Origin of the sequence: Achromobacter seleniivolatilans (genome assembly GCF_030864005.1) — a bacterium.
In the GTDB taxonomy this organism is placed as follows: Bacteria; Pseudomonadota; Gammaproteobacteria; order Burkholderiales; family Burkholderiaceae_B; genus Achromobacter; species Achromobacter seleniivolatilans.
Genome location: NZ_CP132976.1, coordinates 2,447,237 through 2,459,086, shown reverse-complemented (window position 1 = coordinate 2,459,086; position 11,850 = coordinate 2,447,237). Strand labels below are relative to the sequence as shown.

The 11,850-nt window shown below is 63.1% G+C and carries 11 protein-coding genes; 6 read left to right on the top strand and 5 right to left on the bottom strand.

Features of this window, described 5'->3' with window-relative positions; genetic code table 11:
* The first annotated feature begins 74 nt into the window (after positions 1-74).
* Together RAS12_RS10825 and RAS12_RS10820 are read left to right on the top strand one after the other, a co-directional pair.
* Entirely contained in the window at positions 75-803 is a 729-nt protein-coding gene (locus tag RAS12_RS10825; protein WP_306948140.1) for a GNAT family N-acetyltransferase, read from the top strand.
* On the top strand, positions 794-1,681 hold the full coding sequence (locus tag RAS12_RS10820) for a DMT family transporter (RefSeq protein ID WP_306948138.1): 888 nt from the start codon (positions 794-796) through the stop codon (positions 1,679-1,681). The genes RAS12_RS10825 and RAS12_RS10820 overlap by 10 nt, the downstream gene beginning before the upstream one ends.
* Before the next feature lie 36 nt (positions 1,682-1,717).
* On the opposite strand, the gene RAS12_RS10815 is transcribed toward RAS12_RS10820, so the two are convergent.
* The 4 genes from RAS12_RS10815 to RAS12_RS10800 form a co-directional block, all read right to left on the bottom strand.
* Positions 1,718-2,659 carry a DMT family transporter gene (locus RAS12_RS10815; protein WP_306951412.1) on the bottom strand — a complete coding sequence of 314 codons (942 nt, stop codon included), beginning with the start codon at positions 2,657-2,659 and terminating at the stop codon, positions 1,718-1,720.
* A gap of 2 nt (positions 2,660-2,661) precedes the next feature.
* Complete coding sequence (locus tag RAS12_RS10810) at positions 2,662-2,997, bottom strand: thioredoxin family protein (RefSeq protein WP_306948135.1); 336 nt, start codon at positions 2,995-2,997, stop codon at positions 2,662-2,664.
* A gap of 115 nt (positions 2,998-3,112) precedes the next feature.
* Positions 3,113-4,393: an N-carbamyl-l-glutamate amidohydrolase ErtE gene (gene ertE, locus RAS12_RS10805; RefSeq protein WP_306948133.1), complete on the bottom strand. Its 1,281-nt coding sequence runs from the start codon at positions 4,391-4,393 to the stop codon at positions 3,113-3,115.
* 109 nt (positions 4,394-4,502) lie between these two features.
* Complete coding sequence (locus RAS12_RS10800) at positions 4,503-5,297, bottom strand: enoyl-CoA hydratase/isomerase family protein (RefSeq protein ID WP_306948131.1); 795 nt, start codon at positions 5,295-5,297, stop codon at positions 4,503-4,505.
* Between the two features lie 138 nt (positions 5,298-5,435).
* Between RAS12_RS10800 and RAS12_RS10795 the strand changes: the two genes are divergently transcribed.
* A complete protein-coding gene (locus tag RAS12_RS10795; RefSeq protein WP_306948129.1) occupies positions 5,436-6,347 on the top strand; it encodes an SDR family oxidoreductase in 912 nt (303 codons plus the stop codon).
* Here RAS12_RS10795 and RAS12_RS10790 read toward each other — a convergent pair.
* Positions 6,311-7,036 (bottom strand): TetR/AcrR family transcriptional regulator, encoded by a 726-nt coding sequence (locus tag RAS12_RS10790; protein ID WP_306948127.1) that lies wholly within the window; start codon positions 7,034-7,036, stop codon positions 6,311-6,313. The genes RAS12_RS10795 and RAS12_RS10790 overlap by 37 nt on opposite strands.
* A gap of 125 nt (positions 7,037-7,161) precedes the next feature.
* Between RAS12_RS10790 and RAS12_RS10785 the strand changes: the two genes are divergently transcribed.
* The 3 genes from RAS12_RS10785 (at position 7,162) to RAS12_RS10775 (ending at position 11,768) form a co-directional block, all read left to right on the top strand.
* On the top strand, positions 7,162-8,784 hold the full coding sequence (locus RAS12_RS10785; protein ID WP_306948124.1) for an acyl-CoA synthetase: 1,623 nt from the start codon (positions 7,162-7,164) through the stop codon (positions 8,782-8,784).
* A gap of 366 nt (positions 8,785-9,150) precedes the next feature.
* Entirely contained in the window at positions 9,151-11,007 is a 1,857-nt protein-coding gene (locus RAS12_RS10780; RefSeq protein WP_306948122.1) for a phosphoenolpyruvate carboxykinase (GTP), read from the top strand.
* Positions 11,008-11,138: 131 nt separating this feature from the next.
* On the top strand, positions 11,139-11,768 hold the full coding sequence (locus RAS12_RS10775; protein ID WP_306948119.1) for a class I SAM-dependent DNA methyltransferase: 630 nt from the start codon (positions 11,139-11,141) through the stop codon (positions 11,766-11,768).
* Positions 11,769-11,850 lie beyond the last annotated feature (82 nt).

Here is an 11,850-nt window from a genome sequence, read left to right as displayed (position 1 = left end):
CCGATATTGTGAGGGTATGCAATTTGCGCCTGCTTTGTTCGTGGCGCACGCCAACCAGGATGAGGTTTCGTCGCATGCAACCCCGCACCAACGCTTTTGAACAACCCATTGGCCCTGAACTGTCCGGCTGGACCGCTCGTCCGCGTCCGCCGTTGACGCCTGCCGTCGGCCGTTATTGCCGGTTGGAACCGCTGTCGGCTGAACGGCACGCGGCTGATCTGTACCAGGCGTTCAGCCAGGCGCCGGACGACAGCGATTGGACGTATATGGGTGTTGGGCCGTTCGCGAACGAGGCGGCGTACCGGCAGTTTGCCGAAAACGCCCAGGCGGGTAATGACCCGTTGCATCACGCCATCATCGACTTGCAGACGGGGCGCGCCATCGGCACGCTGGCGCTGATGCGCATCGATCCCGCCAATGGCGTGATCGAAGTCGGCTTCGTGTCGTTTTCGCGTCAGCTCAAGCGCACTCGTATCGCCACCGAAGCGCAGTTCCTGCTGATGCGCCGTGCGTTCGATGAACTGGGTTACCGCCGTTATGAATGGAAGTGCGACAGCCTGAACGCGCCGTCACGCGCCGCCGCAGCCCGGCTGGGGTTTCAGTACGAAGGCATTTTTCGTCAGGCCACGGTCTATAAGGGCCGCAGCCGCGATACGGCTTGGTTTTCCATCATCGACAGCGAATGGCCTGCGTTGCGCGCGGCGTATGAGCGCTGGTTGAGCCCGGACAATTTCGACGCCGACGGCAATCAACGTGCGGGACTGGCGCAACTGGCGGCCCAGGAAAAGGCCGCGTGCGCCTGATCCCGGTTGCGCTGGCGCTGTTCTGGGGGCTGAACTGGCCGGCGGTGAAGATCATCTTGTCGATCTTCCCGCCGTTCACGCTACGTGTGCTGGGGCTGGGTAGCGGCGCGCTGTTGTTGCTGCTGCTGGCGCGCGTCAAGCGCGTGCCGCTGTTGCCGCCGCGCAGCGCCTGGCCAGGCATTGTGGTGGGCGGCATTCTTGCCGTCGCCGTGTTCAATCTGGCGGTGGCCTGGGCGCAACTCAGCACCAGCACCTCGCGCGCGGCAGTACTGACCTTCACGATGCCGATGATGTCAGCGGTGCTGGCGCGGCTGCTCCTGGGCGAACGGCTGGATGGGCGGCGCAGTCTTGCCCTGCTGTTGGGGGGATGCGGCGTGGCGGTGCTGGCGTGGCCGGTATTGCATGCGGTCTTTGCCGACCATGATCTGGCGGCAACGAAAGGGCTGATCTTTCCTCTGGTCGCGGCCTTCGGTTGGGCCGCTGGCACGGTCTATCTGAAGCGTTGGCCGGTCGAGGGCAATCGCATTGTGGTGACGGCTTGGCAACTCGTTGTTGGCGCATCCTGCGCGCTGGCCGGCGTACTGATTTCCGGCGAGTCGTTTCCGACCCAGGGCTGGAATGCCCGGGTGGTCGGTGCACTGACGTTTCACATTGTGCTTGGCACGGCAGTGGCGTACTGGCTGTGGTTCGTGCTGAGCGAACGCGTCAGCGCAACCGTGGCGGCGTTGACGACGTTGATGGTGCCTGTGGTGGGTGTGCTGGGGGCGATGGCTTTGGTAGGCGACCGCCCTGGCGTGGCGGATTGGTGGGGGTTTTCGCTGGTGCTGGCAGGCGCGGGATTGATCGTGCTGAATCTAGGGGCAGGGCGCGGCCGGTGAAGCAGAGGGCTGCGATAGCGGCCTGCCCGTTTGGCACTACCCGCGCCGTTTACGCAGCCATTCCCTGACCATTTCCGCGCCGCTGACCAGGGTAATTCCGGCCAGCACCAGCACCGCGCCAATGACGAAACCGCTGTCCAGCGGTTCGTCCAAAATCAGCACGCCAAACGTGACGCCGAACAAGGGCGTCATGAACGACAGAATCGACAGTCGCGACGCCAGGTAGCGGCGCAGCAGCCAGAACCACGCCAGATAACTGGACAGCGCAACCACCACGGACTGGAACGCCACGCTGGCAATCGCGGCCGGGGTGTAGCGGATGCCGTGATGGCCCGTGGCAACGGCAAACACCAGTAAGCCAATCGACGCCACGGCCATTTGATAGAGCAAGGTCTTGGCTGGCGCGGCTTCGGACAGTGAGGTCTTGCGGATGGCGACGGTTGTTGCGCCCCACAGCAGGCCGGCTGCCAGCCCCATCGCGTCGCCCAGCAGCATGTTCGGCGCGCCCGCATGATCACCGGCTTGATCCGGTTTACCCAGAAACGCAATGACGATGCCGCAAAACGCGACGGCCACGCCAAGCCACTGTAGCGGCTTCATGCGTTCTTCGGGCAGTAGCCAATGCAAGCCCAGCGCGGCAAAGATGGGCGCGGTGTAGAGAAACACCGACATATGCGAGGCCGTGGTGTACACCAGCCCTTGGGCCACAAACAAGAATTCACCTGCGAACAGCAATCCGACGATCAGGCCGGGCACGGCAGTGCCGTCGCTGAATGCTCGCAGCCCTTCGCTTCGGGCCACCACCACCGCCAGCACCACCGCCGCGAACGCCGAGCGCAAGCCGATCTGCATGATGGGCGCGATGTCGCTGGCGACCAGCTTGATCGCAATCTGCTGAAAACCCCAGCACACGCACAGGGCCAGCATGACGCTGGTAGCCAGGGCGTCCAATGGCAGGCGCCGTGGCGGCGCGATCATGCTCACGGCAATTCGGCGGGGTAGCTGTCCAGCGCCAGGCCGATCTGCTGGCGGAGGTCCCATTCGGCCAGCGTGGATTGCACCGCGCCGAAGAAGGCGCCATCGCGCGTGACGAACATGGCGGGCAGGTGAAAGACTTCATAGCGCTCGACCAGCCCGCGGTTCTCGCCGGCGTCTACCCAGCACACGCGTTCCACGGGCAGTTCCAGATCAGGCAGCTGCTCGCGAGCAATGCGGCAGGTAGCGCAGGTACGGCTATGAAAAACTACCAGCGACAGGCCGGGCGCGTCCAAAAGGAAGCGGTCGGCAGTGCTGTCATTGAGTTCTATCTGTTCCATTGGGGGCGCATTACGTGAAGTGGGCGCAAAACGATCCGGGCGCAAGGCGTCCATTATGGCAGTGCGCCGCCCGCGGATTGGCGATACCCGCGGGCGGGGAATGGGTGTGGCGTATTCAGGCGCCGCGCAGCACGCGGTCCAGCTCCAGCACCGATTGATACAGCACGCGGGTGCCGTCCAGCAATTGCGCGGGATCGATCCATTCTTCCGGGCAGTGACTGCGGCCGTTCAGGCACGGAATGAAGATCATCCCGATAGGGCCGGTGGGAGCCATATAGACGGCATCGTGGCCCGCCCCGCTGGGCAAACGCATCGACGCATATCCCAACTGGTCGGCGGCAGCCTTGACGGCGTCCATGACCAGCGGCGAACAGTCGGTGGGCTGGGCGCGGCTGAGTTGCGTGAAATGGGCGGTCAGCCTTAGCGCTTTAAGGTCGCCTTCAACCCCAGCCATCAAGGTTTCTGGAAAGGCGTCCAGCACGGCGTTGCTGTCGCTGCGCATTTCCAGCGTCAGCTCGACGCGGCCGGGCACGGCATTGGCGGCGTTGGGCGTCATGGACAAGCGGCCCACGGTGGCAACAACATAGTGCGGGTTGCCGCTGGCGGCGCTGGCCTGGCGGCTGGCGGCGTCGATGATACGGGCTGCGCCGACTAGTGCATCGCGACGTATATCCATCGGCGTGGTGCCCGCGTGGTCGGGCTGGCCTTGCACCGTGATCAGAACGCGGCGAATGCCGACAATATTGGTGACAACGCCGATGGGCAGGCCGCGGCTTTCCAGCACGGGGCCTTGTTCAATATGCAGTTCGACAAACGCGGCGGTTTCGCCGGCCTGGCGCAGCGGAGCGCCCAAGGCTGACGGGTCTCCGCCAATACGGGCGATGCCTTGCGCCAGGGTTTCGCCGTCTGGATTGCGGGCGGCCAGCATGTCGCCGGTCAGTTGGCCGCACAGCGCGCGGCTGCCCACGCACGAGATGCCGTAATCGCTGGGCTCTTCGGACAGGAAGTCGATGACTTCAAAGGGATGGTCCAGTTCGATGCCGTGCTCGCGCAGGGTGTGCGCGACTTCAATGCCGGCCAGAACCCCGATGATGCCGTCAAAGCGGCCGCCAGCCATAACCGTGTCGCAGTGCGAACCGGTAGCGATCGGCTTGCGCGCCGGGTCGCGGCCAGCCAGCGTGCCGACCAGGTTGCCGCCTGCGTCCAGGCGGGTGGCCAGGCCAGCCGCTTCAAATTCACTGCGCAGCCAGGCGCGCGCTTCGTCGAACAAAGGCGAGAACGCGCGGCGCGTCCAGGGGACGTCTGGCAGCGTGAATTTGGAGAGGGTTTCGACGCGGGCCCAAAGGCGCTCGGCGTTCAGAGGGGGAAAGGTGGCGGGGGGCGTTGCGTGCGGCATAAGACTTCCTGAAGATGCGCCTTGGATTATGGCATGCGTGCCGCAAGCCTCGCGGCGCGTTATTCAGGAAGGCCGCGTGGCGTTCGTCTTTGCCCGCACGGCACTCAGGTCATGACGCTTGCCGCCAAGCGGGCTCGCGCTTTTCCAGAAAAGCGGCTACGCCTTCGCAGGCCTCGTCAGTGCTTCGGCAGGCCGCGATGCGTTCTACCGTGTCGGCGATCAGTGCCGCGTCGATCTCCCGCCCCGCGAAGTCCCGCACCAGGCGTTTGCTGGCTTGCACCGCACTGGGCCCGTTGGCGCACAGCGTGCGGCAGATGGCCTCAACCTCATCGTGCAGTTGCTCGGCGGAAGTAACGCCATGCAGCAATCCCAAACGCAGCGCCGTCGCGGCATCGAAGCGTTCGGCTGTCAGAAAGTACCGGTTGGCCGCGCGTTCACCCATGGCCCGAATCACGTAGGGGCTGATCGTGGCAGGCAGCAGGCCCAGCCGAGTTTCGGATAAGCAGAAGTGCGCCGTATCCGCGGCAATCGCAATGTCGCATGCCGACAGCAGTCCCATCCCGCCCGCGTAGGCGTCGCCGTTGACGCAGGCGACCACGGGCTTGGGGCAGGACCAGATGGTATACAGCATGTCTGCCAAGCGGGTCGCGTCCGCCCGGTTCTCCGCATCTGTATGCGTGGCCATCTTGCGCATCCAGTTCAGATCACCGCCTGCGCAAAACGCCTTGCCTGCGCCGGTCAGCAACAGGACCCGCACTTGCGGATCGGCGCCCGCCTGCCGGACGGCGGCGGTCAGCGCGGCAATCAGGGTTTCGTCAAACGCATTGCGCATGTCTGGGCGGTTCAGCGTCAGGCGGGTTATGGGGCCGTCATGGGCCACATCCAGCGGGGCGTTCATCGTCATGTGTGGTCTCCGGTTTTTATTGAATGTAGCTCAATTATTGGCTGCCATTGATTGAATGATTCTATGGGGAATCTGGCGTTTATCCGGTTCATTCTTGTCAGATATTGAGTTATCCTCAAAAAAATAATGGAGTGAGACATGACCCCACAGACAGAGGGCGGCGCGACAGATGCGCGTTATGCGTCGGTATTCCGGCCGGGCCTGTACGACGGCAAGACCGTTCTGGTGACCGGAGGCGGCAGTGGCCTGGGCCGCTGCACTGCGCACGAGCTTGCGGCATTGGGGGCTCGTCTGGCGCTGGTGGGCCGCAAGCTGGAAAAGCTGGAAGCGGCCGAACAGGAAATCGCCCGCATTTATCCAGAGGCAGCGGGGCGCATCAGCCTGCATATCTGCGATATTCGCGACGAGGCTGGCGTACGCGGCGTTGTGGCAGATGCACTTGCCGCGCATGGCGCTATCGATGGGCTGTTCAATTGCGCAGGCGGGCAGTTTCCCGCGCCGCTGGACCGCATCAGCTTCAATGGCTGGAACGCCGTAGTGCAGAACAATCTGCACGGCACGTTTCTGATGGCGCGAGAGGTCTACACGCAGCACATGCGCCAGCATGGCGGCGCTATCGTGAATATGCTGGCCGACATCTGGGGCGGGATGCCGGGGATGGGTCACTCAGGCGCGGCGCGCGCTGGCGTCTGGAACCTGACCGAAACCGCGGCTTGTGAATGGGCGCATGCCGGTGTGCGGGTCAATGCGGTTGCGCCGGGTTGGATTGCGTCCAGCGGCATGGACAGCTACGACGACAACTACCGCGCAGTGTTGCGAAAATTGAAGACCAAGGTGCCGCTTCAGCGTTTTGGCACCGAGGCCGAGTTGGCTGCTGCCGTGGTGTTCCTGTTGTCTCCCGCAGCGGCCTTCATTAACGGCAGCGTTATTCGCGTGGATGGCGGCGTGCCCAATGCGCGGCATTCCTGGAACTTGCAGCCCGCAGAGCGGGGCGAGGTCTACAACGGTTTTCCTCAGTACTCGGCGCCGTCCTTGTTTTCGGAAGACTGAAGCCGATGCAGGGCGTCCCGCACTTCGCCGCGAAACTGCGCCAGCGCCAGCGCGTCCTGGCGCGGCGGCTGCAAGGCTTGCCACAGGAATCCCACCAACTGATCGGCGGTTGCGGCAACGTCCACGCGGGCGCCGCGCAGAATCGCATCCCACAACACATGTTCCATGGGCCCGTAGACGGCCGATCTGAGCAAGCGCAACGGCATGTCTTGCCGGATGTCCCCATCCGCCTGGCCCTGCGCCAGGATGCGCATCAGCGGCGCGGTGTAGCGCCGTTGCAGACCTGCGTAGACCTCGCCGAAATCATCATTGCGTGCGCGCCCTTCGGACAGGATGAAGGCGCACAGACCCGGCCCTTCGGCCAGCAGGTGCCGCAAATGGGTATGCACCAGGTAGTGCAGCTGGGCGCGCGCGCCATGCACATGGGGCAGGTTGTCTTCGACCTTGGCGATGATCTCGTCGTACCAGTCGCCTATCACCCGCACGCAAAGCTCACGCTTGCCGCCGAAGTACGTGAATACCGTGGCTTCCGACACGCCCAGACGCTGCGCGATTTCTGTTGTGGTGGCAGCCTGGAACCCCGCTTCGGAAAACACCTGGCGGGCCATGTGCAGAATGTCCCGGATGCGTTGTTCGGATTTGGCACTGGCCGGCGGACGGCGCATCGGGACGGCAGAGACTTTTTCCATGCGGATGGCAAGAGGGCGGTTGAACGGGGCTTAATATTGAGCCAGGGTCTCGTTCATGGCAAGAAACAAAGACACCGCATCGCGCTGTAAGCGCGGCAATCCATAACAACATTAGAGACAAAACCATGCTGTCCCGTGCCGATTCCTATCAGCAGCTTGTGTCCCAATTCCAATGGCAGGTGCCTGCGGCGTACAACATCGGCGTCGACGCCTGCGATAAGTGGGCCGACGGCAGCGGCCGCCTGGCTCTGATCTACGAAAAGAGCGACGGCGCGCAATCGCGCTACACCTTCGATGACATCAAGGCGCAGTCCAACCGTCTGGCGCACAGCCTGGAACGCCATGGCGTGCGGCGCGGCGACCGCGTGGCGGTGTATCTGCCGCAGGCGCCTGAAACGGCAATGACGCACATTGCTGTCTACAAGATGGGCGCAGTGGCGGTGCCGCTCTTCACGTTGTTTGGGGTGGATGCCATCCAGTTCCGTCTGGCCAACAGTGGCGCGGCGGCGTTGGTGACGGATACCGAGGGCTGCCGGAAATTGCGCGAGATCCGGGACAGCCTGCCGGACCTGAAGGTTATCTACTGCATTGATGGCGACGGAGAACCCGGCACCGTACCGTTTCACCCGGCGCTCGCGGCCGAGTCCGACGTCTACACCCCGGTTGAAACCGCGGCGGATGATCCCGCAGTCATCATCTATACATCGGGCACCACGGGCAAACCCAAGGGGGCGCTGCACGCGCATCGGGTGTTGCTCGGCCATTTGCCCGGCGTGGAGATGTCACACGAGTTTTTCCCCGAAAACGCCGCTTTGATGTGGACGCCCGCAGACTGGGCCTGGATCGGCGGCCTGCTGGATGTGCTGCTGCCGGCCTGGCACCACGGCGTGCCCGTGCTGGCGCGCCGTTTCGAAAAGTTCGACGGCGCGTCCGCGCTGGAACTGATGGCGCGCCATGGCGTGACACACACTTTTCTTCCGCCGACCGCGTTGAAAATGATGCGCGGTTCTGTCTACCCGGACGCGGCAGGCCCGCTGGCGCTGCGCTCGGTGGCCAGTGGCGGGGAGTCGCTGGGGGCCGAACTCATCGATTGGGGCCGCCGCGTCTTGGGCGTGACCATTAACGAGTTCTATGGCCAGACCGAATGCAATATGCTGGTGTCGTCGTGCTCGTCCTTGTTCGATCCCCGTATCGGGTCCATTGGCCGGGCAGCGCCTGGACACCGGATGGCGATTGTGGACGACCAAGGCGTGCAAGTCGCGGATGGCCAAGAAGGCAATATCGGTGTATTGCGGCCGGACCCCGTCATGTTCCTGGGCTATTGGAACAACCCTGACGCCACCGCCGAGAAATTCGTAGGCGACTATCTGCTGACAGGGGATTTGGGCGTGCGCGACGCAGACGGATTTATCCGCTTTGTGGGCCGTAATGACGATGTCATTACCAGCGCCGGTTATCGCATTGGCCCGGCGCCTATCGAAGACTGCCTGATCGGCCACCCGGCCGTGCGGATGGCCGCCGTGGTGGGCGTGCCGGACGAACAGCGCACCGAAATCGTCATGGCTTATGTGGTGCTGAATGAAGGGTTTGACGGCGACGAGGCCCTGGTAAAGGCCTTGCAGGCCCATGTCCGCACCCGTCTGGCGGCCCATGAATACCCTCGGGCCATTCGTTTTGTAAGCAGTTTGCCCACCACGGCAACCGGAAAAATCATCCGCAGGGAATTGCGCGATGGCAGCTACACGTAATGGCTGACTAATCGACTTTTGCACCAGCAGAGACGGGCCGCGCCGGCAGCGCGGCTGCGTGATTTGCGCTGGCTGTACGGCAGCCGTCATTGACGGCGGGGCCGCCATCTGACCGGCCTTGCCCGCACTTGCATATGAATGATTTATGTCGCCCGGAGGGGGCAGATCGCTGGCCGGGCGGAGGCGGTGCGTTTGCTGATCGTTAAATTGTGCACGGGCTTGAAGCCGTCTCAATCCGTGACAATCTCGTCCATGAGGATGGGTTGACGGGCTGCCCGGCGCTGCAAGTATGATGGCGCAAATTGCATACGGCCCCAGCGCAATTGGGGCCGTATAACCATGAGTCTAAGAACGGAGATAACCCTAATGAATAAGCCATTGGATGGGGGCCTGGAAGCGCTGAACGTGCCGGCCTACGTCAAGCATCGCGGCCTGATCGACTGGGTGGCCAGTTTTATCGCCTTGGCCAAGCCGGATCGCGTCGTCTGGTGCGATGGTTCGCAAGAAGAATACGACCGCCTGTGCGAACAGATGGTCCAGGCCGGCACCATGCGCCGGCTCAACCCCGCAAAGCGGCCCAATTCCTTCCTGGCGTGTTCAGATCCGTCTGATGTGGCGCGCGTGGAAGACCGCACTTTCATCTGTTCGGATCAGGCCGAAGACGCGGGCCCTACCAATAATTGGGCCGATCCCGCCCAAATGCGCGAAACCCTCAACGGCTTGTTCGACGGCGCCATGCGTGGCCGCACGTTGTATGTCGTGCCGTTCTCGATGGGCCCGCTGGGTTCGGACATTGCCCATATTGGCGTTGAACTCTCCGACAGCCCCTACGTCGTGGTCAACATGCGCATCATGACGCGCATGGGCAAGCAGGTTTATGACGTGCTGGGTACTGACGGCGACTTCGTGCCTTGCATTCATTCCGTGGGCAAGCCCTTGGCCGACGGCGAAGCCGATGTGGCCTGGCCGTGCAATGCCACCAAATACATCGTGCATTTTCCCAAGAGCCGTGAAATCTGGAGCTACGGCTCCGGTTACGGCGGCAATGCCTTGCTGGGCAAGAAGTGTTTTGCGCTGCGCATTGCGTCCACCATGGGACGCGACCAGGGCTGGTTGGCCGAACACATGCTGATCCTGGGCGTGACCTCGCCCAAGGGCCGCAAGTACCATGTGGCCGCCGCTTTCCCGTCTGCCTGCGGCAAGACCAACTTTGCCATGCTGATTCCGCCGCAAGGCATGGACGGCTGGAAGGTCACCACCATTGGCGATGACATTGCCTGGATCAAGCCGGGTGCGGATGGCCGCCTGCACGCCATCAATCCCGAAGCCGGTTATTTCGGCGTAGCGCCGGGCACCAGCGAGCAAACCAACTTCAATGCGATGGCCACGTTGAAGGCCAACGTCATCTTCACCAATGTGGCGCTGACCGATGACGGTGACGTCTGGTGGGAAGGCATGACGGATACCCCGCCCGCGCACCTGATCGATTGGCAGGGCCAAGACTGGACGCCGGCCCTCGCCCGCGAGACCGGCCGGAAGGCTGCGCACCCGAACGCGCGCTTTACTGCGCCCGCCGCGCAATGCCCGTCCATCGACCCTGAATGGGAAAATCCGCAGGGTGTGGTGATTGACGCCTTTATCTTCGGCGGCCGCCGCTCCACGACTGTGCCGCTGGTCACCGAGGCCCGCAACTGGGTCGAAGGTGTCTATATGGCAGCCACCATGGGCTCTGAGACCACCGCCGCTGCGGTGGGGCAGCAGGGCGTGGTGCGCCGCGATCCTTTCGCCATGCTGCCGTTCTGCGGCTACAACATGAGCGACTACTTCAACCACTGGTTGAAACTGGGCAAGCAACTGGAAGCCGCAGGCGCTACGTTGCCGCGCATTTACTGCGTCAACTGGTTCCGCAAGGGCCCGGACGGCAAGTTCGTCTGGCCGGGTTTTGGCGAGAACATGCGCGTGCTGCGCTGGATGCTGGGCCGCATCGACGGTCAGGCCAACGGCGTGGATCAGGTGTTTGGCGTATCGCCCAGCTACAAGGACATCGATTGGACGGGCTTGGAATTCAGCCCGGACAAATTCGATCAGGTGATGTCGGTGGATGCCGCGGCATGGCGTGACGAACTGGCGCTGCACGACGAGCTCTTTGGCCAATTGGCCCAAGGCTTGCCAGCAGACCTGCCGGCTGCAAAGACTCGCATTGAAGAGCGTTTGCCCGCTTAACATCTGCCCGTACTTGAGAAACCCGCCTGTCGTGTTGAACGGCACGCGGGTTTTTCTTTGGGTGTTATTGGTGTTGTTGCCGATGGGGCGTAGAAACCGGCGACACACGTTGGATCAGGCACAATCGCCTTATGAAACTCAATGCAGAAGACTTGGCCAAGATCACCTCACTGACTTTGGCGAACTACGAAGAAAGCGCCGAATCATTTGAAGCCGGCACACGCGACCATGACGTCAGCCAGAACATCGCGGCTTTGTTGCGTCATATTCAGGGCGAGCCGCCCTACGACATTCTGGACCTGGGCTGTGGCCCGGGCCGTGACCTGAAGACTTTTGCCGCATTGGGCCACCGGCCGGTGGGACTGGACGGAACGCCCCGTTTTGTCGAAATGGCGCGCAAGGCCAGCGGCTGCGAAGTCTGGCATCAGGACTTCCTGCACTTGGCGCTGCCCGCATCGCGGTTTGACGGCATCTTTGCGAACGCGGTGCTGTTTCATGTGCCGGGGCAAGAGTTGCCCCGGGTACTGCGCGCGCTGCAAACCGCATTGCGCCCGGGCGGTGTGTTGTTCAGCTCCAATCCTCGGGGCGGCAACCAGGAAGGCTGGAATCGTGGCCGTTACGGGGCCTATCACGATCTTGACCGGTGGACGGCGCTAATGACCGATGCCGGATTCGAGCATCTGGAACACTACTTCCGCCCTGACGGTTTGCCGCAAGAACAGCAGCCTTGGCTGGCCAGCGTCTGGCGCCGTATTGGCTAGCGCGCAGCCAAGCCGGGCGCCGCGCCTCAGCACAAAACGGACAGCGGTTGCGCGTTGCGGCCAGTCTGTTCGACATCCATCA

Excerpts from the sequence above, each read along its gene's own strand:
- ertE (WP_306948133.1), bottom strand. The coding sequence starts at position 4,393 with ATGCCGCACGCAACGCCCCCCGCCACCTTTCCCCCTCTGAACGCCGAG.
- RAS12_RS10810 (WP_306948135.1), bottom strand. The coding sequence starts at position 2,997 with ATGGAACAGATAGAACTCAATGACAGCACTGCCGACCGCTTCCTTTTG.
- RAS12_RS10825 (WP_306948140.1), top strand. The coding sequence starts at position 75 with ATGCAACCCCGCACCAACGCTTTTGAACAACCCATTGGCCCTGAACTG.
- RAS12_RS10800 (WP_306948131.1), bottom strand. The coding sequence starts at position 5,297 with ATGACGATGAACGCCCCGCTGGATGTGGCCCATGACGGCCCCATAACC.
- RAS12_RS10780 (WP_306948122.1), top strand. The coding sequence starts at position 9,151 with ATGAATAAGCCATTGGATGGGGGCCTGGAAGCGCTGAACGTGCCGGCC.
- RAS12_RS10795 (WP_306948129.1), top strand. The coding sequence starts at position 5,436 with ATGACCCCACAGACAGAGGGCGGCGCGACAGATGCGCGTTATGCGTCG.
- RAS12_RS10815 (WP_306951412.1), bottom strand. The coding sequence starts at position 2,659 with ATGATCGCGCCGCCACGGCGCCTGCCATTGGACGCCCTGGCTACCAGC.
- RAS12_RS10785 (WP_306948124.1), top strand. The coding sequence starts at position 7,162 with ATGCTGTCCCGTGCCGATTCCTATCAGCAGCTTGTGTCCCAATTCCAA.
- RAS12_RS10775 (WP_306948119.1), top strand. The coding sequence starts at position 11,139 with ATGAAACTCAATGCAGAAGACTTGGCCAAGATCACCTCACTGACTTTG.
- RAS12_RS10790 (WP_306948127.1), bottom strand. The coding sequence starts at position 7,036 with ATGGAAAAAGTCTCTGCCGTCCCGATGCGCCGTCCGCCGGCCAGTGCC.